Consider the following 20,214-nt stretch of genomic DNA (forward strand, 5'->3'; position numbering starts at 1 on the left):
CCTCACCGGGCGAGACTTGCGGGAGTTAAAGCTAGGATCATTGGGCAAGCCGCTGGAATTCTACCCGTGACAGAACGCGCAGATCGGGCGTGAAGGTGCGATCTTTGCCTTGCTCCATCCTGCGGATCTGCTTGGTGCCGCTGGGCGCGGACGGAGACAGACCATTGCCACGCAACAGTAAGCCCCTGCGCGAATGGCGAAGAGGCAAGAGCCAAGCATCTGATAAAATTTTGAAAATTTGGATGGTGGGTGATGAGAGACTCGAACTCCCGACATCTTCGGTGTAAACGAAGCGCTCTACCAACTGAGCTAATCACCCGTGCGCTGCGTGATAGCCAAGCGGCAGGGCCAACGCAAGGGGTTTGAATGCGGCGGGCGCAGGCTTTTGTGCCGGCCCGCCGCGTGGGGCGTGGGACCTAGACCCGCGCGGGGCTCTTGGCAAGCAGGGTGTAGAGGCCGCCGCCCAGGACCGCGCCGATCACCCAGTTGTAGCCCGAGAGGAACCCGAACCACGGCACCCAGACCGTTGCCACGGAAAACACCGCCGCAAGGCCAAAAGCCGTGACCGCCGTCCGGTTCCAGCCGTTCTGGTAATGATAGCGTCCGCCCTGCATGTCATAGAGATCATCAAGGTCGAGTTGGCCTTTGCGGTGGACATAGTAATCCACGATCATGATGCCAAAGATCGGGGCCAGCGTGGCACCAAGCGTGTTGACGAAACCGCCGATGCCGAATTCGCTGATGAAGCTGGTCCAGAGGCCGCCGATGATGAGAGCGAAGACCGAGGTGATGAGCCCCGCCTGACGAAAGCTGATCTTGCCGGGGGCGAGATTGGCGATGCCGTTCACCGCCGGGATGAAATTGGCGACAAGGTTGATGCCGACGGTCGCGGCAAAGAAGGTGATCGCGGCGATCACGCCCAAGAGCACCGAGTCGGTGCGTTCGACGATCTCGCTCGGGTTGGTGATCTCTTCGCCAAAGACCACCGCCGCCCCGGCCGTGGTCAGCAGCGCCAGAGCCGAGAAGAGGATCATGTTGAAGGGCAATCCGGTGAGGTTGCCGAGGAGCATGGCGGGCTTGTCCTTGGCATAGCGGGAAAAGTCGCTGAAGTTGATCATCACGGCGGCGAAATAGGCCACCATGGTGCCGACGATGGCGACAAAGCCGTTGAATTCACTGGCAAAGGTTGCATCCGGATTGGCAAAGATCGTGCCTGCGGCCGACAGAAGCTGCCCGTCAGAGCGTTGCCAGAGCACGATGACAAGGCCGATCATCACCAGATAGACGAAGGGGCCGGCGATGTTGAGAAAGGTCTCGACCCAGTTCATACCGCGCCAGAAGATCACGATATGAAAGGCCCAGACGATGAAGAACGAGAGCCAGTCGATGCCGGTGAGGCCAAGGATTTCCGCGCCACCGCTGGCCCCGGTGATCGAGCGGATCAGGAGCGCCACCGCGGTCGAGGCGAAATAGACCTGCACGCCATACCAGAACACCGCCACCGTGGCGCGCAGGATCGCGGGCAGTTTCGCGCCGCTGGTGCCGAGGCTCGCACGCGCCAGCACCGGATAGGGGATGCCGTATTTCTCGCCCGCGGCCCCCGAGAGATTGACCATCCACATGGTAAAGAGCCCCGCCGCGATGAGGGCGGCAAAGGCGGTCCAGCCGCTGACCCCGTAAGAGATGAAAAGCGAGGCCACGAGCGAATAGCCAAAGAGCGACTGCACGTCATTGGCCCAGACGTTGAAGATGGCGAACCATCCCCATGTCTTTTCATCCGCCCCGACCGGGTTGAGGGTATTGCCCTCGGGGTCCATCGTATTGCCTGTGGGCACATGCCCATGGTCGATTGCAGTCATTTTTTCCTCCCTGACCGATCGAATTCTGGATTATTCTTGTTGCTTCATCTGGCCCGAAATACCTCGGGGGTCCGGGGGCAGCACCCCCGCCTCAGAGTGCCATGTGCCGGTTCACATCCTTGTAGAGCAGATAGCGGAACGGTCCCGGACCGCCGGCGTAACAGGCCTGTGGGCAAAACGCGCGCAGCCACATGAAATCGCCGGCCTCGACCTCGACCCAGTCCTGATTGAGGCGGTAGACCGCCTTGCCTTCGAGCACGTAAAGCCCGTGTTCCATTACATGGGTTTCGGCAAAGGGGATCACCGCGCCGGGCTGAAAGGTGACGACGGTGACATGCATATCGTGGCGCATGTCGGCGGGGTCCATGAAGCGGGTCGTGGCCCAACCACCGTTGGTGTCGGGCATTGGGATGGGCGCGATGTCGTTTTCATTGACGACCATGACCGGCGGGTGGTCGAGACCTGTGACGGCCTGATAGGCCTTGCGTATCCAGTGGAATTTGACGGGCGTGTCGCTGGTATTGCGCAGCGTCCAGGCGGTGCCGGGTGGGATATAGGCAAAGCCGCCCTCGGTCATGTCATGCGCCTGCCCGTCCAAGGTGAGGCGCAGCGCGCCCTCGACGACAAAGAGCGCCGCCTCGACGCCCTCTTCGGTTTCGGGGCGGTCAGAGCCACCGCCCGGCTGCACCTCGGCGATATATTGCGAGAAGGTTTCGGCAAAGCCCGAGAGCGGTCGCGCCAGAACCCAGAACCGCGCCTTGTCCCAGAAGGGCAGATAGCTCGTTACGATGTCGCTCATGGTGCCGCGCGGGATGACGGCATAGGCCTCGGTAAAGGCGGCGCGGCCGGTCAGAAGCTGGGTTTGCGGCGGCAGGCCGCCTTCGGGGGTGTAATAGCTGCGCTTGGTCACGGCTGCGGTCCTTCCACGGTCAGAGGCTGGTCAAAGTAAAACTCTTCGAGATTGTCGCCGGGGCCGATCCGGTCGATCACGGCGTAGCGTCCGGCGCGCCCGATGGGGGCCAGAACGCCGTGCCAGACATTGCGCAGCAGATTGACCCCCTGCCCCGGCTGGCTGAGATAGGCGCGCGGGGTGGCGGGGCGGCCATTGTCATCCTCGGCGACGCAGAGCAGCATCGGCACCCCGTCGAGCGGGATGAACGCCTGAGAGCCCAAGGGATGCCGCTCCATCAGGTCGAGCGTGTAGGGCAGGTGCCGCGCCTCGGCATCGAAAAGGCTGATCCCGGCGCGGCCATCCAGAAATTCGAGCCGGGCGCGATCATGGAAGCGCCCGCAGAGGCCTGCGTTGATCATCCGGTCGGGGGCGCCCGCCGCCTCCAGCACATCGCCATAGGGGGCAAAGGCGGCAGCGGTCAGGGCCCGGGCGATAAGGGGCGCGGTCATGGCAAGAGCGCCTGCAAGCGCGGCAGGGTTTCGGTCTCAAGCTGCGCAGGCGTCAGCGGGCCGCGCTCTGCCGGGCTGGCCTGTCGCAGCACGCGCGAGAAGGCGTTGAGCAACCCCAATGCGCTGTCATGGGCCGGGCCAAGCTCCATCTGCCATGCGCGGTCCGCGATCCACGGAGCGGGGAGCAGCGGGCTGAACACTTGGGCAAACCGCGCGTGGTCCATCTGGCTGGGCCGCTCGCGGCGGCCGTGCGGATGGGTTTTCGCCCAGTGTTCTGCAATGTCGATCCGGCGCGGGCACCAGACGTTTGCATGGCTCTGAACATGCTCCAGAAACCGGCGAAGGCCCGCGATCTTGCCGGGGCGGCCAATGAGGCGGCAATGCAGGCCCACGGTCATCATCTTGGGCGCGCCCTCCTGCCCCTCGGCATAAAGCGTGTCAAAGGTATCGGTCAGATAGGTTTCGAAATCCCTGCCCGTCACCCAACCGGGCGAGGCGGCAAAGCGCATGTCGTTACATTCGAGCGTATAGGGGATCATCAGCTGGTCGCGCGTGCCGAACTCCTGCCAGTGCGGCAGGTCATCGTCGTAGCAATCCGAGATGTAATCGAACCCGCCCTCTTCGGCGACGAGGCGCACGGTATTGACGCTGCAGCGGCCGGTATACCAGCCGCGCGGACGGGTGCCCGTGACCTCGGTGTGCAGGCGCACCGCCTCGGCGATGGCGGCGCGTTCTTCGGCCTCAGGCATGTCCTTGTGCTCGACCCATTTGAGGCCGTGGCTGGCGATTTCCCAGTCTGCGGCCTGCATGGCGGCCACCTGTTCAGGGCTGCGGGCAAGGGCGGAGGCGACGCCATAGATGGTTAGCGGGATGTCCATGCCGGTAAAGAGGCGATGCAGACGCCAGAACCCGGCGCGCGCGCCGTAGTCATAGATCGATTCCATGTTCCAGTGGCGCTGACCGGGCCAAGGCGTAGCCCCCGGAATATCCGACAGGAATGCCTCTGACGCGGCATCGCCATGCAGCAGGCAGTTTTCGCCGCCTTCCTCGTAGTTGAGCACGAACTGCACCGCGATCCTTGCGCCGCCGGGCCATTGTGGGTCTGGCATCTGGGGGCCGTAGCCGCGCAAATCTCGGGGATAGCGGATCATGTCATCACCTCCGGGGTCGTGTCTTGGGAAGAAACGCAAGGACAGGGGGCGATTGGCCCCCTGCCCCAGCCTGATTGCGCGTCAGCGGTCAAGAAACCGCTGTGCGGCAGGCAGGTGCCGCATCAGCACGTAATAGGTGACACCCGCCGGGATCAAGCTGGCATACCACGACACCGCCGAAAAGGTCAGCGCCGCAACCACACCCACCGCCATGGCGATGATGGCCGCCGGATTGTAGCCCGCGTAATCGCCGCTCTCGTCATAGAGTTTCTCGAGATTGAGCGTTTGGCGGCGCAGCAGGTAGTAATCCACCACGAGGATCGCAAAGATCGGACCCAAGAAGGCGCTATAGGTCTGGATGAAGAGATTGAGACCGGCGGCGGACTCGTTCTTGACCAATTCCCAAGGGAAGGTGGCAAAGGCCAAGAGGCCGACGAGAACCGCAGAGGTCTTGTAGCTGAGCTTGAACACATCCATCAGCGCATAGGCGGGCGGCACGACATTGTTGAGAATATTGGTCGTGACCTGCGCAAAGGCGATGAAGAGCAGGGTGACGACGAGCAGGAGCTTGTTATCCACCGCATTCGAGAAGACGCGGATCGGGTCAACTTCTCCGGTCGCGCTCGACACCATGAGGCCGATCAGGCCCATGAAAAGCGTCGCGGGCAGGATCGAATTGGCATAGATCACCACCTGACGCACCCGCCCGACATCCTGCCGCAACTCGCGGCTATAGTCCGAGACGTTGAGCATCATCGTGGCATAGATGCCGAGAAAGAGCATGGTCGCCCCCCAGAACGGCGCGCCCCAGGTGCCCTCGACATTGATCAGATTGGTGCTGATTTCATCGCCATATTTGCCGATGACAGAGGTGAACATGTAGATCAGCGCACCGATGATGAACACCGAGCCGATATTCTCAAGCCATTTGATGCCGTGAAAGCCCAAGACCGAGAGCAGGATCTGCAGGGCCTGAAAGCCCACGAAAAAGACCACGATATTGGAATAACCAAAGAGTGTCTCGCTCACCAGGTTGAGCGCGCCGGCACCGATCCAGCTTTGGAAACCGAACCAGACGAGGGCGGGGACAGAGCGCACCAGCGCCGGGATACGCGCGCCGGAAAAGCCGAAGGCCGAGCGCAATTGCACCATCATCGGGATGCCGTATTTATGCCCCGCCGCCCCGTTGATCATCAGCGCAAGGCCGATGACGGTGCAGCCGATGGCGATGGCCAGAAACACCTGCAGCAGGTTCAGCGTGCCCACGAGGCCCGAGCCGATGGTAAAGGTCCCGATGGAGACGCAGCCGCCAAGCCAGGCGAAGAGATAGGACCACGGGTCCATGATCCGCGTTTTCTGGGGGGCCAGCGATTCCTCGCCCAGACCCTTGTGTTCGATCACCTCGGGCATATGCCCGTCATGCGGCAAAACACCCCGGTTTGTATCTGAAATTGTCATGACTCTCCTCCCTGAGATGCATTATTTCGGGTTTGGTGGCGCGTAGGCACCGATCTTGCTGGTCTTGATGCCCGCGCCCACGAGGGCTTCGGCGAATTTCGTGGCGACGGTCACGCCGTCGATGACGGGGATTCCGGTCTCTTCTGTCAGCCATGCGGCAAGGTCGGCCATGCCGGCACAGCCCAGAACAACGGCCTCGCAACGATCCTCCTCGATCGCCTTGAGGATTTCGGCGCGCACCAGCAGGCGGGCGTTCGATCCGGGTTCTTCCAGCGCCAACACGGGGATTGCCGCCGAGCGCACGCGTCGGCATTGGTGATCCAGACCGTAGCGGCGGACCAATTCCTCGATGATCGGAACCGAGCGCGGCAGGGTCGTGACCACGCTGAAAGAGGTGGCGACCATGCTGGCCGCCTTGACCGCCGCCTCGCAGATACCGATTACCGGCCCGGTAGCGATCTCGCGGCAGGCGCCGATGGCGGGGTCGTCGAAACAGGCAACGACGATGGCGTCGGCCCTTTGCGCCTCGGCCTCGCGGACCTGATCGAGCAGGCGCGGGGCCGCCATGACCTCGTCGTAATGGCCCTCGATGCTGGCGGGTGCCCCCACGCCCGACCGCGCCTCGATCACGACACCCGGTGCCGTCACGGCCCGTGCGGAGGCCGCGATCTTGTCAGTCATGCTCGTGGTCGAATTCGGGTTGATGACAAAGATTTTCATGGGCTCCTCCACTTGAACTGCAACTTGAGTAACATAAATTGTTAACAATTTAAACAGACAATTTTTCCGGTCGATTTTGTAGCCTGAAAATGTAAGTTTTCCCGCAGCAAAGGAATGGAGCGCCCTATGTCTGACACCCCGGAAACCGTGCTGGTCGAGCATGTGCTGGATGCCATCTCGGATCAGCGTTTGCGGGCGGGGACCAAGCTGGGCGAACAGGCGCTGAGCGATCTTTTCTCCTGCAATCGCGCGCATGTACGCCGCGCGCTTGCGACGCTGGCGGCCTATCAGGTGGTCGATCTGATCCCCAATCGCGGGGCGTTTGTATCCACCCCCTCCGAGGACGAGGCGCGCGACGTGTTCCAGGCCCGTCGCGCCATCGAGGCCACGATCATCCGCAACGTGGTGCGCCGCGCCGATGAGGCCGATATTGCCAGCCTGCGCACGCATCTGGCGACCGAGGATTCGATCCGAAGCCAGAATGACCGCCCCAAGGCGATTCGCGCCTCACGCGCGTTTCACATGCTGCTGGCGAAGATCGGGCGCAATTCGGTGCTGGAGCATTATCTGGCGGAACTGACCATGCGCACCTCGCTGATCATCGGGCTCTACGGCTCCAATGCGGCAAGCCTCTGCTCGGATGACGAGCACGCGCGCATTGTGCAGAGCATCGTTGACCGCGATGAGGCGCGCGCGCAAGAGATGGTGGATCACCACCTGCGCCATATCGAGGGTGAGATCGCATTTGGCGAAGAGGCACCGCGCGTCGGGCCGCTCTCGATGATCCTGTCCCCGGATCGCGCAACCGGGTGACGGCAGTCAGGCCGCGCCGATGTCGGTTGTGGCGACGGCGACGGCCTTGACCACGGCATGCACCTCTTGTCCCACGGCAAGGCCCAAGGCCGCAGCCGAGCGGCGCGTGACGCGAGACAGCACCCGGCCAGCGGCGGTATCAATCGCCACGATGGCACCGGGGCCGCCACCGGGGCGGATTTCCTGGATGACGCCGGACAGGATATTGAGCGCCGAGAGACCTTCGGGACGGGTGCGCGCCAGGATCACGTCATGGGCGGCAATGCGGATGCGCAGGCTGGCGCCGGGATGGGCCGCGACACGCGGCAACAAGAGGGGGATGCCACCCGCCGACAGCTCTGACAGCCCATCGGCGTGATGGGCGACGACCCGCGCAAGGAGCACGGCGCCCGCCTCGCGCGCGCCGGTGGGCAGAACGGCAGGATTGCCCAGCACCTCGGCGGCGGGGCCTTGTGCGATGACGCGCCCCGCCTCGAGCGCAACAACGGTGGTGGCCAGACGCGCCACCTCGGAGGCGGAATGGCTGACATAGAGGATCGGCACGCTGACCGCATCGCGAAGACGCTCGAAATAGGGCAGAATCTCGGCCTTGCGCGCCTCGTCCAGTGCGGCAAGTGGTTCATCGGCAAGGATAAGCTGCGGCGCGGCAAGAAGCGCACGACCGATGGCAACGCGCTGTTTTTCACCGCCAGAGAGGGCAGCGGGCCGACGCTCCAGCAGCGCGCCAAGGCCCAAGAGATCGACGACCTGCGCCAGATCGGCGCGTGCAGCCCCCTTGGGGGCAAACCACGCGCCATAGCCGAGATTCTGGCGCACGGTGAGATGCGGAAAAAGCCGCCCCTCCTGAAAGATATAGCCCAAACGGCGGCGATGCGGTTTGAGGCGGACCCCGGCGGCTGTTTCGAGCAACACCCGCTCGTCCGAGACGATCCGCCCCTCGTCGGGCATCAAAAGCCCCGCCACGGCGTTGACGATGCTGGTCTTGCCCGAGCCGGAGCGGCCAAAGAGCACGGTGACACCGGGTGGTGCGCGAAACTGCACATCGAGCGTGAAGGCCCCGAGCCTGTGCCGCAAGGATACATCCAGCATCATTGCCCCCCGACACGGGCCGCAACCCGCCGCGAGAGCCATTCGGACAGGGCCAGCGCCGATGCCGCCAGCGCAATCGACAGCGCCGCCAGCCGGGCCGCGCGCCCCTCGCCCCCCGGCGTTTCCAGCAGCAGGTCGATCGCCAGCGGAATGGTCTGGGTCTGACCCGGAATGTTGGAAACAAAGGTGATAGTCGCACCGAATTCCCCCATGCCCTTGGCAAAGGTCAGCACGGTGCCTGCGAGAATGCCCGGAATGATCAAGGGAAATGTCACGGTCAGGAACACCCAGAGGCGCGAGGCGCCCAGCGTGGCCGCCGCCTGTTCCAGCCTTGGATCGACCGCCTCGATCGACAGGCGCACGGCGCGCACCATGAAGGGCAGCGCCATGACCCCGGCGGCCAGTGCCGCGCCGGTCCATCGGAAGGCAAAGCTGAGGCCAAGGCTGCTCTCGAAAAAGCCGCCGATGGGACCGCGCGCGCCAAAGCCCAGCAAGAGCAGGTATCCCGTGACCACCGGCGGCATGATGAGCGGCAGATGCACCGCCACGTTCAAGAGCCCCCGGCCCGGAAAGCGCCCGCGTGCAAGCGCATAGGCCAGAGCGATGCCAATCGGCAGATTGATCAGCGTCGCCCAGAGGGCCACCCGCAAGGACAGCCGCACCGCATCCCATTCCGCAGGGCTGAGCCAATCGGTCATGCGCTAGTGTGCCAACACGGTAAAGCCCTGCCGCGCGAAGGCGGCGCGCGCCTGCGGTCCGCGCAGATAGGCGAGAAACTCTGCCTCGGCGGACGTGTCGTGGTTGGCAAGGTCAGCGACGGGATAAACGATGGGGGGGTGGCTGTTCTCGGGGAAGGTGCCGACGATGGTCACGCGCGCGTCGGCGGTTGCATCGGTGGCGTAGACGATGCCAAGCGGTGCCTCGCCGGTGGCGACAAAGGCGAGGGCCGCGCGCACATTGTCGGCCTGCGCGACCTGTGGTGCGACCGCCTCCCATAGCCCGAGGGATTGCAGCGCGGCCTTGCCATAAACGCCCGCCGGCACGCTCTCGACCAGCGCCATGGCCAGCCGCCCGTCGCCAAGACGTGCCATCAGATCGAAATCGGGGCCAATTTCCACGGGCGGGGCATCGCCATGGGCCACCAGAACAAGGCGATTGCCCAAGAGGTCAAAGCGCGCGTCCGGTTCGATCAGCCCATCCGCTTCGAGAACGTCCATCCAGTCGGGGCTGGCAGAGAGGAAGATGTCAGCGGGCGCGCCCTGCTGAATCTGGCGGGCCAGTGCGGAGGAACCGGCGAGGGCGATTACCAGATCATGGCCGCTGGCCGCCTCAAACCCTGTCTCGATCTCGGCCAAGGCGGTGGTGAGGCTGGAGGCGGCAAAAACGGTGATGGTTTCAGCGCGGGCCGTGCTGGGACACAGAAGACCAAGACCAAGGGCGCAAGCGGCGGCGATATGCAGAGGATGCGAATGGGTCACGCCAGTTTCCAGGTTCTGATATAGTTCTGAGAACATATCGCAAGAGGCAGGATCAGAGGCAAGCGTTATTTTCCGTCGGGAATATCCCTAAGCATGGACTGGATCGCGTTGATCCGCGCCGCCCCGGCCTCGGTCATGATGTCTTCGAGTTTACGGTAATGGGCCAACACCTCGATGCCGGTATCGGTCAGGTAGGCACCGCCCCCCTTGGCCCCGCCACGACTCGATTCAACCAAAGGTTCGCGAAAGGCGGTGTTCATCGATTCCACCAGCATCCACGCGCGTTTATAGCTCATGGACATGCTGCGCCCGGCGGCGGCGATGGAGCCGGTATCACGGATACGTTCCAAGAGATCGGCCTTGCCGGGGCCCAGCATCGCGTCTTCGCCAAAGACGATGCGAATCCGGAGGCTGGGGGCGGTGGGATGGGTCATTGCTGGGTTATGCCAAGAGGCATTCGGTCAGGCAAGACATATCGAAGGCCAAAAAATCAGCCGACAGAGGCCTGGAGATCGAAAATCGGCAAGAGGATGGCCAGCACGATCACCAGCACGAGCGCCCCCACGATCATCATAAGAAGCGGGTCGATCAGGGCCGAAACACGCTTGCGCTCGTTGGTGAGCCAGGTTTCCACCAACACCGCCGCGCGTTCGGTCATGCGGCCAAGGCGTGCGGATTTCTCGCCTGCGTCAATGAGTTGGCGGCAGACGGGGGGAATGAGGCTCATGCGGGTGAGACCCTGACTGAGGCTCTCGCCTGAGCGCACCGCCTCGGCGAGATCGAGTGCTTCGGCGCGGAAACGGCGGATCACCAGAACGTCACTGGCAGAGGTCACGGCATCGACCACGGTCTGGCGGCTGGAAATCACCAGCGCCAGCGTGCGCAGATATTGCGCCGCCGCCGAGAGACGCAGAAGCCGGCCAATGACCGGCAGCGAGAGGGCAATGCCATGCCAGCGGTCACGCACAGACGGCACGCGCAGGGCAAAGACAAGGCCGGTGATGCTGGCGGCAATGCCGATGGCGAGGGCAATCCAATGCGCCTGAATCCAGTCGCTGATCGCCATGACCACCTGTGTCAGTGGCGGCAATTCGCGGCCAGAGACCGCGAACATCGCGGCAATTTCCGGGGCCACGTTGACCATCAGGATGCCGCAGACCAAGAGCGACACGGCAGCCACAAAAGCCGGGTAGATCAGGGCGGTGGCCAGTTGCGCGCGGTCGGCACCGACGGTTTCGAGATATTCGGCCAGCCCCTCGAACACCGCGGCCACATCGCCCGAGGTTTCGCCCGCGCGCACCGCCGCGATGTAAAAGCGGGGAAAGCCCGCGTTGGCTTTGTCGAGCGAGACCGAAAGCGGCTGGCCATCCATGAGCGCCGCCTTGGCCTCGGCTGCGGCGGCCTCGATCACCGGCGAGGTACCGGAGGAGCGTATGGTTTCGAGCGCCATTTCGGCGGAGAGATCGGAGGACAGGAGCACCGCCATCTGGCGGGTAAAGACCGCGCGCATATCGGCGTTGAGCCGGGTGCGGCGGCTGCGCGCGAGCGTAAGACCGCCGCCCTGACGCTTGGCGGTGATGTCCTCGGCAAAGAGGCCCTGACCGCGCAGGATGTCGGCGGCCTGTGCCTCGCTCTCGGCCACGAGGGTGCCGCGTTTGCGCTGACCTTCGGCATTGAAGGCGGTGTAGGCAAAGGCCCTCACAGCGCGTCGCCCACCACGCGCAGCGCCTCGGCAAGGCTGGTTTTGCCCGCCGCCACCTGATGCAGCGATTGACCAAAGAGGGTCTGATCGGGGGCGAGCGCCACGCGCTTCATCTCCATTTCCGACTGGCCCTTGTCGATGGCGGCGCGCAGGGCTTCGGACACTTCGAGGATTTCGAACACGCCAACCCGGCCCGCATAGCCGGTGCCATTGCAGGAGGAGCAGCCGACAGGATGGTGGATCGTGTCGGGGATCACCATGCCTGCGGCTGCAAAATGCGCGGCCTCATCGGCGGTGGGGGGGGCTGCGCGGCGGCAGGTGGTGCAGAGCTGACGCAAGAGGCGTTGGGCGATGACGCCCCGCAGGGTGGCGGCGATGAGAAAGTCATCCAGCCCCAGATCGCGCAGACGCACCACCGCGCCGACAGAGCCGTTGGCGTGCAGCGAGGAAAACACCAGGTGCCCGGTCAGCGAGGCCTGAGCCGCGACGCTGGCGGTTTCCTGATCGCGAATTTCGCCCACGAGGATGATGTCGGGGTCCTGACGCAGCGCCGCGCGCAGTCCAGCGGCAAAGGTCATGCCGATTTCGGCGTTGATCTGGCTCTGGCTGATGCCGGGCAGATCGTATTCGATCGGGTCCTCGGCGGTGAGAATATTGCGGATTTCGTCATTGGCGAGTTGCAGGAGCGAATAGAGCGTCGTCGTCTTGCCCGAGCCGGTGGGGCCGGTGGCAAGGATGATGCCATTGGGCCGCGCCGCCATGCGTTCCAGCACCTCGATCTGATCGGCGCGCAGGCCAAGTTGATCCAGCGGCATGAGACCGGCAGAGCGGTCGAGCACCCGCATCACCACCCGTTCGCCATAGTTTCCGGGCAGGGTCGAGACACGCACGTCGATGGCGCGCCCGCCCAAGCGCAGCGAGATATGCCCATCCTGCGGCAGCCGGGTTTCGGAAATATCGAGGCCCGCCATCACCTTGAGCCGCGACACCACGCGGCGCACCGGCAGGTCCTGACGGTCGAGGACCGATTGCAACATGCCATCCACGCGCATCCGCGCGCGCAGGCCATTCTCATGCGGCTCGACATGCAGGTCAGAGGCCCCGGCGCGCACGGCGCGGCGCAAGAGCTGATTGACGAGCTGGATCACGGGCGCTTCTTCGCCATCTTCAAGCAAGTCGCGCGGGCCACGGCCGCCGCCTGCCCCCTCTTCGAGATCAAAGGCCAGATCGTCTGTGCCGGTCTCGGCGCTGGTGCCGTCCTGATAGAGCACGGCAAGTCGCGCCTGGAACGCCTCGGACGAAAGCTGCTCTGTTTCAAGCGGCTGGCCAGCCCGCCTGCGCGCCTCGCGCAGACCGAGGGCCGTGGCACCGGGACCGATCAAAAGCCGCGCCCCTTCGATCAGAACCTGTTGATCGCGCGCGAGCGTAAAGGGCAGAAGCGGCGCGCTCATGATCTATCTGTCCGCGAATTTGAGCGCCGAGGGCAACGGGGGAAAGCGGCGGCTGCGCGCCGCCCCGTCGATGAACTTGGCATCAAACGGCTGGTTGAGATCGGCCCCGTCAAACGGAAAGCTCGAGTCCGGGACGCGCGGATAGGTGCCGTCATCCGCGGGAGCGATATACTCGGCGGCGCGCTTGGCCTCGCGGGCCAGACGCCTTGTCAGTTCGCGCGCCTCTTCGTCACTGGACAGGATACGCGGGCGCAGCATCACCAGAAGGATGCGCTGGTTCTGATTGGTCGAGCGCCCCTTGAAGAGCCGCCCCAGAAGCGGCAGTTCGCTGAGCCCCGGCACGCGCTGATTGACCGAGCCCGAACCATTTTCCAAGAGACCGCCCAGCATGATGACATGCCCGTCGCGCACCAGCACATTGGTGGAGAGTTCGCGCTTGGAGGTGATTTCGCCCCCCGCCGCAGAGGCGGCATTGGTGAGGTTCGACACCTCCTGGTTGATCTCAAGGCGCACGGTGTTGTCGCGGGTGATCTGCGGCGTGACGGTCAGGGTCAGACCCACGTCCTGCCTCTGGATGGTCTGAAAGGGCTGTTGCGGCACGGCGCTATCGCCCACGGTGGAGAAACTGCCGGTCACGAAAGGCACATTCTGCGCGACGATGATTTCCGCCTCACGATTGTTGAGCGTGAGAATGGAGGGGGTCGAGAGCAGTTTGGTCGAGCTTTTGGAGGCAAGCGCCGCGAGAAAGCCGCCAATGCCGCTCTTGTCAAAGGCCGCGATGCTGCCGCCGGTGCCGCCGCCTTGCGGGGGATTGCCCGCAAGCACCGTGCTGACAAGGCTGGTCAGGGTGGGACGGCCCTGAATGGCAAATTCGACACCGCCCACGGTGGCCCCGTCGATGACGCCGCCGAACTGGAAGGAGAGGTCGGAAAAGCTCTCGACCGAAAGCTCGAAAATCACGGCCTCGATCAAAACCTGATCGGGGCGTTGATCCAAGCCCCGCACCGCATTGGTGATCGAAGCAATCCGGTCCGTAGGTGCGGTGATGATGAGCGCGTTCTGCTGTTCCTCGGCAACGATGGTGATGCCGCCGGGGGCTGACGCCGCGGGCGCGCTTCCGTCCGCCGGGGCCTCTGGCGCGCCGAAACTCTGGCGGATCACATTGGCCAGATCGGCGGCATTGGCATAGTTGAGATGCACCACCTCAGTTGCGATGCTGCGCTGCGGCTTGTCGAGTTCGGACACCACATCGCGCACGCGGTCGCGGAATTCCGGCGTGCCCGACACGATGAGCGCGTTGGAACGCGGATCGGCCGACAGGCTGGAGCCCTGAGGGGTAATCGACAACGCGTTGATGACGCCGAGCATTTCGGCGGCCTTGCCATTGCGCAGGGGGATGGTTTCAATCGCGTTGCGGCTGGGCGTGTCGAGCCGGTCGACAAGCTGCACGATGCGTTGGAAATTCTCGCGACGGTCCGAGAGGATCATCAGCCCCGAATCCGGAACGGTCGACAGCACCGCCTCGGCGGGCAAAAGGGGGCGGATCACCTCTGCGACCTCATCGACGACGCTGTTGCGCACGGGGATCACCCGTGTTTCGAAATCGCCGCCCAGCCGCGCGCGCGCATCCCCCGGCGCCAATTCGCGGGCAAGGTCGATGGGCACGATCCGGTCGGTTTCAGCACCCTCGACAATCGTCAGGCGATTAAGTTCGAGGACGTTGAGGAAAATCTCGTAGATGGCGGAGGGTGTCACCTGATTGGGCGCAACCACGGTCACGGTGCCCTGCACCCGTTCGTCAAGAATGAAATTGCGCCCCGTGGATTGCGCAACGATCTGGACGAAATCGCGCAGGCTGGCATCGCGCAGATCAAGCGAGACCTGCGCCACCGACAGGCCGGGCCAAGCGCAGCAGAGCATCGCCACAAGGGCCAGACGTTTAAAAAATTGCATATGTATAATTCAGGAACATCATTGGGTGATATCTCCTGCCTTTTCATGACTGCCTCAGGCCACCACTGCTCTGACCGGCGGTTTGGGCCTCTGTGGTCAGACTACCCGATTTGATGTGTCGTTTCCATTGGAAAGACGGGCTGACGCAGGAATGTCCCAAAGCGTGTTTTTTTAGGCAAGTCACGGATTTTTCATGGCTCGCACCGCATGGGGCATGGTAGGTTCCTGACCAAAAGGGCAGGAGCAGTTCACCAATGCCGATTTCAAACAAGCCTTTGCTATGTCTGGCTGTTCTCATGGCGCTCGCAGGCTGTGAACCGGGTACGATCAGCGAAGGCGCGGATTTTCAGCGCAAATACAGCTCTGCGCGCAAGGCGCTGGAGCAGGGCAATTATGACAGTGCCATTCGCAGTTATGCGGCGTTGATCCAGACAGCGGGGCCGCTTGAGCCGCGTCTCAGGCTGGAATACGCCCACGCCCTCTTGCGGGCGAGCCGCTATGACGAGGCGGCACAAGTGGCCGGCGCGCTCGCGGCAGGCAGCAAGGGCAGCGACCGCGCGGCGGCGCTGGCGGTGAGCGGCACGGCGCAGCACGAAAGCGCCTTGGCGGATATGGGCGCGGGGCGCACCGGGGCCGCGACAGTGGCCAAGCTACGCGCAGCCGATGCCGCGCTCAAGGAGATGCTGGCGACTGACGACAGCCTCGATCCGCTGGGGGCCATGGCAAGTCGCCGGGCGGATATTGCCCGGGACCTCAAGCGTTTGGGCGGATAGGATCAGAACAGCGGCCAGCCTGCGCCAAGGTCGACGTCACGGGTGATCTGCCAGCCTTCGTCCGCCGATTGCCCGGCCTGATCCAAGGCGCGTTGCCAGTCCTCTGGCACTTCACCCACGGGGTCGATCCGCAGGTCAAGCTGTGCCGTGGGATCGCCAAACCGCCCAGAGAGCGTGCCGCGTGCGCGGATCACATCGCCGGTGAGCGAAAAGGGCGCGCGCCATGTGCCGGCATCCGAAGTCAGAACCGCCTCGGCCGTGCCAATCTCCACGCCATTGATCCGCGCGCCGGACCAGTCGATAACGGCCCCGAGCCGCGTCAAGCGCCGGTCCGGCAGGGTCATATCCGCGCTTAGCCCCTCTGCCAGAACCCGTCCGCCAAGGGGCCAGCCGTCGATGAGCGCGGGCCAATCGCCGAGCAGGATGTCCAATCGCCCGCTGCGCAGCTCTGCCTGATCGAGCGCAAGGGGGAGCGTAAGCGCCCCCTGCCCCGACAGCCCCGGTCCGGACAGCGCAACGGACCAGCGCCCGCCCAGACCCTCGATCTGGTCAAAACGCCAGGTCAGATCGCCCGCGACTGGCCAAGGCAGCATTTGCAAGCCCCGCCGCTGACCACGCCAGAGCGAAGAGTGATCCTCGGCCCCAGCGAGCCAGTCGGGCACCAGCCCCGGTGCCGCGCTGCGCAGGTGTGTCAAGCGCCCTTCGCTGAGTGCAGCCAGCGCAAGGCCAAGAACGAGGCCCAGAAGGATCAAAAGCAGACGTTTCATTGCAGCGGCACCAGACGCAGATCGGCGGCCACCACATCGGTGCGCGCGCCGCGTTCAAAGGTAAAGCCCGCCAGATCATAGCCCCAGATGTCATTCTGCGCGGTCAGCCATTCGGCCAACTGCGTAAAGCGCACCGCGTCGAACCGCAGGGTGATACCGCCGTCTGCAGCGTTGGCCAGTTCGGTGGCCGCTTCGCGCAGACCGGCATCGCGCAGGCTGGCCTCGATCCCGCTGATGCCGATGGGGTTGGTGGCGCGCGTCACCTGGGGCCGCTGGCCGGCGTCCCGCGCAAGCGTGGCAAACTGCACCGCCTGATCGGCCACCCAAAGTTCGGTCGCGCGCGCCTCGGCCACGGCGGCGCGGGCGGCCTCGCGCGATTGGGCCAGAGGCAGGGCAATGCCATAGATCGCGCCAACCGGCAGCGCGATGAGCGCCAATACCGCGACGAGCCAGCGTTCGCGGCGGCTGAGCCCCAGCAGAAAGCCGGTCAATCTGTCCATCAGGGCGCTCATCGGTTGGCCCCGTCTTGGGTCACGGCCATGGCGAGCACCGCCTCGACGCCGGTATTCTCGCGGGTGACGGATTGGGCGACGCGCGCCTCTGTTCCAGCGTTGCGCAGGTCACTGACGAGCGCATCGAGCGCCGCGAAATCGCTGATCTGCAGGTCGATCACCAGCCCCGCGCCGGGCTGATAGCTGACCCGCGTGATGGTGGTTTCGTGATTGGCCATCACCGCACCGGCGCGGCGCAGCACATCAAGCGGGCGCGCCTCGGACTCTACATCAGAGTTGGCGTTGCGGGCGCGGTCCATGACCTGTGCGACCTGACTGCGGATGTCGAGAATAGGGCCGGTGGGGATCATCACCTGACGCAGGATGCGTTCGGCGTTCTGGCGATAGGCCAATCCTTGTGCATCGAGGGCGCGGGTTTCGATCATCGTGGCGGCGACCCAGCCGACAAGACCAAGCACCGCCAGAGCCAGAGGCAGGCGCAGGCGGCTGAGGGTGCGGCGCATTTCTGCGCGCTCGGCACCGGGATCGCGGGCGAGATCGAGCGCGAGCTCGTTATGGGCAAAGCGGGTGGGCGCGACCACGCCATGCGCCGCGAGATCGCCGGGATCAGCGCAGATCGGCAGGTTCAGCCCCGCGAGAAGCGCGTCAATCGCGGGTTGTTCGGGGCCTTGGCGCAGGATAGCGCGGGGGCCACCCGCGCGCGCGGCCTCTTGCAGCAGGGCAAGGGCCAGATCCGGTTCGGCGGCAAAGCCATCCTCGGGGCCAAGGCGGGCGATGACGGCTGTCGCCGTCGTCTGGATCACCCAGAGATCGGGGGCAGCCGGCAGGCAGAGGTAATCCGGCAGCACCGCGCGGCACAGCGGGGCAAAGGCCCCGAGCGCATGCAGCCAGTCGCGCCGGTCGCCCGCATCGGTCAGCAAGAGCCGCGTCCATTGGTCGGGGGCGGCCCCAAGCCGTGCAGGGCGAATATCGAGCCCCGTCTCGGTGCCGCCATAGGCATCGCGCAACTGGCGGCGTGCCACACGGTCACGGGCCTGCCCCTTGAGCGCGGTCGGCAGATCGAGCGGCACCAGCGGCGCGGCCATCCCCGGCACCGAGGCCACGAAAGGCCCGCGCGGCGGGGGCGTATCGCCGGTCAGGTCATGGACCGGCAAGGGCGCTATCGTGCCGCGCGATTTTCGGGTGAGTGTCAGGGTCATTGGGTGACGGTCCGGCGGTGTCTGAGGGTGACGGCCCCGGTCAGCGTGGAGCGTTCGACCGTCAGGATGCGGCTTTGGATGCGCCCGTCAAGCCTTACATCGAAGCGCGCCTCGAACCAATCCGAGGCCGTGACAAAGCCGCCATCAGGGGCCAGGGATTGCGTGATCACGCGCGGGTGCAGCAGGGTCTCGGCGCGGGTCGTGAAATCCTCGCGGTCGGCAAAGGGCACGCGGCCGCGTTCCGCGATCAGCAGGGCTATTCCGGCGGGATTGGTGCCGGGCAGCATCGCGCCCAGAACCTCGGGCGAGGTGGTGTTGACATTGAGACCGCCACCGGGGGGCAGAGCCGCCACATAGGGCAAGAGCCGGGCATAGGCCTCGGCGGTCATGCCGTTGACGAGGCGCAACTCTTCGATCCGGTCAAGCGGCGCGCCCGCAGGCAGGATGGGCAAGGGGCGGCTGGCATATTCGGCCGTCTGGGCCGGGCCGCGTGCCTGAATGAACCCGGCGATGTCGCGGCCAAGCGTCAGCGGCAGGCCAAGGCTGGCCAAGAGCCGGTCAAAGGATTGCACCGCGTTGAGATCCGACGGGTCGCTCAGGCTGTTGATATTGTAGCGCCCTTGAAGATCGGTGATAGTGCCGGTCATCTGGGCGCGGTCGATATCGGCCTCGAACCCGGCCAGCGACCAGCCTTCGAGCAGATGGTCAAGGTTCTGGTCGCGTTCCCAATCACCGCGCAGCACCGGGTCGATCAGCCATTCGGCGGCATCGAGATGCAGTGCCGCCTGCTGGCTGACTTGCAGGTGTTCGACGCGGGTGCGGCTGGTTTCGGCGCGCAGCATGAGACCGGCCGCCACGGCCGAAATCGCGGCGACCAGAAGCAGCGCATTAAGCAGTGCGACACCGCGATCCTGTGCGCCGGGCCGGGTCATGGATAGGCCACCACGATGCGCAGTGGGCCATATGCCAGCGACTCGATTTCCACTTCGATGGCTTTGGGCAGGGCGGGGCGTGGGACGAGATCGGGCACGCCCCAATCCGTGACCCAGCCCTCTTCGGTTCCGGCGTAGGCACGCAGGCGCAGGCCCGCGACCCGTTCAAACACGGTGGTTTCCGGGCCGCGTGCCAGATCAGACGCGGGGCGCAGCACCGGCCAGATCTGGCGCGTGAGGCGGTCGGCGTCGCGGTCATGGCGCCAGATCACGCGCGCCTGACCTGCCGCCTGCACCTCGGGCAGCACGGCGCGCCCGGCGGTCGAGAGGGCGAACCACCCGGCAGGCCCGGTGAGGTCGAGAAAGGCCGGTTCCGGATCGAGCGCCCCCGGCGGCCAGAAAGGCAGGGCAGCGGCGGATTTGAGATCCTCGCGCAGAAGCGTGAGACCGCGCGCAAGCGCCGCCGCCTGTTCATCGGCATCGGTCAGACGGTCGCGGGCGCGCATCATGCCGCTGAGCGCCTGAAGCCCCATGACCGCGACAAGGGAAAAGATCGCCAGCACCGCCACCAGTTCAAGCAGCGTCAGACCCCGGTCTGCCATGGCGGAGCGGGTCATCGCACCACCTCGGTCTGAGCGATGACGACCAACCGCGCACCGGGCTGATCGGGGGCACGCGCGATGATCGTGGCCTCGGTAAACCCGGCGCGGGTCGTGGCCTCGGTGATCTCGAGCTGCCATTGATGGGGGCCGAAAGTGACGCTGCGCGGCAGGGTCGCGGCCTGTCGCGCGCCGAGGAGGCGGTATTCCTCGGCCCGGTTCAGCGCCACCTCAAGCGCCATGACCCGCGCCGCCTCGCCGCCCAAGGCGCGGCCTGCCTGATCGGCGCTGCGCAGCGCGGCGATGGTGCCAAGAGAGAGCACGAAAACCGCGATCACCAGTTCTAGAAGGGTCACA

Annotated in this window: 20 protein-coding genes, 1 tRNA gene and 1 pseudogene; 2 read left to right on the forward strand and 20 right to left on the reverse strand. The window is 64.9% G+C overall.

Annotation, left to right across the window (positions count from 1 at the left end; all coding sequences use genetic code 11):
* Positions 1 to 243: 243 nt before the first annotated feature.
* The 7 genes and pseudogenes from AACZ65_RS01130 to AACZ65_RS01160 all read right to left on the reverse strand — a co-directional run bounded on the left by AACZ65_RS01130 (position 244) and on the right by AACZ65_RS01160 (position 6,589).
* Positions 244 to 319: transfer RNA gene (locus AACZ65_RS01130), tRNA-Val, on the reverse strand.
* Between the two features lie 97 nt (positions 320 to 416).
* The gene (locus AACZ65_RS01135) at positions 417 to 1,859 is read right to left on the reverse strand and encodes an NCS1 family nucleobase:cation symporter-1 (RefSeq protein WP_339667521.1); all 1,443 of its coding nucleotides are present in this window, start codon (positions 1,857 to 1,859) and stop codon (positions 417 to 419) included.
* Positions 1,860 to 1,950: 91 nt separating this feature from the next.
* Positions 1,951 to 2,769 (reverse strand): bifunctional allantoicase/(S)-ureidoglycine aminohydrolase, encoded by an 819-nt coding sequence (locus AACZ65_RS01140; protein ID WP_339667522.1) that lies wholly within the window; start codon positions 2,767 to 2,769, stop codon positions 1,951 to 1,953.
* Complete coding sequence (locus tag AACZ65_RS01145; RefSeq protein WP_297540642.1) at positions 2,766 to 3,260, reverse strand: ureidoglycolate lyase; 495 nt, start codon at positions 3,258 to 3,260, stop codon at positions 2,766 to 2,768. Before AACZ65_RS01145 ends, AACZ65_RS01140 begins: the two co-directional genes overlap by 4 nt.
* A 62-nt stretch (positions 3,261 to 3,322) precedes the next feature.
* Positions 3,323 to 4,411 (reverse strand): annotated as a pseudogene (puuE, locus tag AACZ65_RS01150) (allantoinase PuuE); the annotation flags it as partial.
* Between the two features lie 81 nt (positions 4,412 to 4,492).
* Positions 4,493 to 5,869, reverse strand: a complete 1,377-nt coding sequence (locus tag AACZ65_RS01155; protein ID WP_339667523.1) for an NCS1 family transporter — start codon at positions 5,867 to 5,869, stop codon at positions 4,493 to 4,495.
* Positions 5,870 to 5,890: 21 nt separating this feature from the next.
* Positions 5,891 to 6,589, reverse strand: a complete 699-nt coding sequence (locus AACZ65_RS01160; protein ID WP_339667524.1) for an aspartate/glutamate racemase family protein — start codon at positions 6,587 to 6,589, stop codon at positions 5,891 to 5,893.
* Positions 6,590 to 6,715: 126 nt separating this feature from the next.
* On the opposite strand from AACZ65_RS01160, the gene AACZ65_RS01165 reads away from it, so the two are divergent.
* A complete protein-coding gene (locus tag AACZ65_RS01165; RefSeq protein WP_339667525.1) occupies positions 6,716 to 7,402 on the forward strand; it encodes a GntR family transcriptional regulator in 687 nt (228 codons plus the stop codon).
* A 6-nt stretch (positions 7,403 to 7,408) separates the two neighbouring features.
* Here the strand turns inward: AACZ65_RS01165 and modC are convergent, their stop codons facing one another.
* The 7 genes from modC to gspD all read right to left on the reverse strand — a co-directional run bounded on the left by modC (position 7,409) and on the right by gspD (position 15,075).
* Positions 7,409 to 8,491 carry a molybdenum ABC transporter ATP-binding protein gene (gene modC, locus AACZ65_RS01170; RefSeq protein ID WP_339667526.1) on the reverse strand — a complete coding sequence of 361 codons (1,083 nt, stop codon included), beginning with the start codon at positions 8,489 to 8,491 and terminating at the stop codon, positions 7,409 to 7,411.
* On the reverse strand, positions 8,491 to 9,189 hold the full coding sequence (modB, locus tag AACZ65_RS01175; RefSeq protein WP_339667527.1) for a molybdate ABC transporter permease subunit: 699 nt from the start codon (positions 9,187 to 9,189) through the stop codon (positions 8,491 to 8,493). Before modB ends, modC begins: the two co-directional genes overlap by 1 nt.
* Before the next feature lie 3 nt (positions 9,190 to 9,192).
* Positions 9,193 to 9,951, reverse strand: a complete 759-nt coding sequence (modA, locus tag AACZ65_RS01180) for a molybdate ABC transporter substrate-binding protein (RefSeq protein ID WP_339667630.1) — start codon at positions 9,949 to 9,951, stop codon at positions 9,193 to 9,195.
* 83 nt (positions 9,952 to 10,034) lie between these two features.
* On the reverse strand, positions 10,035 to 10,403 hold the full coding sequence (locus AACZ65_RS01185; RefSeq protein ID WP_339667528.1) for a winged helix-turn-helix domain-containing protein: 369 nt from the start codon (positions 10,401 to 10,403) through the stop codon (positions 10,035 to 10,037).
* Between the two features lie 56 nt (positions 10,404 to 10,459).
* A complete protein-coding gene (locus AACZ65_RS01190; protein ID WP_339667529.1) occupies positions 10,460 to 11,671 on the reverse strand; it encodes a type II secretion system F family protein in 1,212 nt (403 codons plus the stop codon).
* The gene (locus AACZ65_RS01195; protein ID WP_339667530.1) at positions 11,668 to 13,122 is read right to left on the reverse strand and encodes a GspE/PulE family protein; all 1,455 of its coding nucleotides are present in this window, start codon (positions 13,120 to 13,122) and stop codon (positions 11,668 to 11,670) included. The genes AACZ65_RS01190 and AACZ65_RS01195 overlap by 4 nt, the downstream gene beginning before the upstream one ends.
* Positions 13,123 to 13,125: 3 nt before the next feature.
* Entirely contained in the window at positions 13,126 to 15,075 is a 1,950-nt protein-coding gene (gspD, locus tag AACZ65_RS01200) for a type II secretion system secretin GspD (RefSeq protein ID WP_339667531.1), read from the reverse strand.
* 254 nt (positions 15,076 to 15,329) lie between these two features.
* Here gspD and AACZ65_RS01205 point away from each other — a divergent pair, with 254 nt between their 5' ends.
* Positions 15,330 to 15,848, forward strand: coding sequence for a tetratricopeptide repeat protein (locus tag AACZ65_RS01205; RefSeq protein ID WP_339667532.1), 519 nt, complete (start codon positions 15,330 to 15,332; stop codon positions 15,846 to 15,848).
* Positions 15,849 to 15,850: 2 nt separating this feature from the next.
* Here AACZ65_RS01205 and AACZ65_RS01210 read toward each other — a convergent pair whose 3' ends face one another.
* The 6 genes from AACZ65_RS01210 to AACZ65_RS01235 are packed head-to-tail and all read right to left on the reverse strand — an operon-like array spanning position 15,851 to position 20,213.
* Positions 15,851 to 16,615 (reverse strand): hypothetical protein, encoded by a 765-nt coding sequence (locus tag AACZ65_RS01210; protein WP_339667533.1) that lies wholly within the window; start codon positions 16,613 to 16,615, stop codon positions 15,851 to 15,853.
* Positions 16,612 to 17,127, reverse strand: coding sequence for a type II secretion system protein GspM (gene gspM, locus AACZ65_RS01215; RefSeq protein ID WP_339667534.1), 516 nt, complete (start codon positions 17,125 to 17,127; stop codon positions 16,612 to 16,614). The genes AACZ65_RS01210 and gspM overlap by 4 nt, the downstream gene beginning before the upstream one ends.
* Positions 17,124 to 18,326 (reverse strand): type II secretion system protein GspL, encoded by a 1,203-nt coding sequence (gene gspL, locus AACZ65_RS01220; RefSeq protein WP_339667535.1) that lies wholly within the window; start codon positions 18,324 to 18,326, stop codon positions 17,124 to 17,126. The genes gspM and gspL overlap by 4 nt, the downstream gene beginning before the upstream one ends.
* Entirely contained in the window at positions 18,323 to 19,258 is a 936-nt protein-coding gene (gspK, locus tag AACZ65_RS01225; protein ID WP_339667536.1) for a type II secretion system minor pseudopilin GspK, read from the reverse strand. Before gspK ends, gspL begins: the two co-directional genes overlap by 4 nt.
* Positions 19,255 to 19,875 (reverse strand): type II secretion system protein GspJ, encoded by a 621-nt coding sequence (locus AACZ65_RS01230; protein ID WP_339667537.1) that lies wholly within the window; start codon positions 19,873 to 19,875, stop codon positions 19,255 to 19,257. The genes gspK and AACZ65_RS01230 overlap by 4 nt, the downstream gene beginning before the upstream one ends.
* Complete coding sequence (locus AACZ65_RS01235; protein WP_339667538.1) at positions 19,872 to 20,213, reverse strand: hypothetical protein; 342 nt, start codon at positions 20,211 to 20,213, stop codon at positions 19,872 to 19,874. Before AACZ65_RS01235 ends, AACZ65_RS01230 begins: the two co-directional genes overlap by 4 nt.
* Position 20,214 lies beyond the last annotated feature (1 nt).

It is taken from the genome of uncultured Roseovarius sp., assembly GCF_963972555.1.
GTDB lineage: Bacteria > Pseudomonadota > Alphaproteobacteria > Rhodobacterales > Rhodobacteraceae > Roseovarius > Roseovarius mucosus.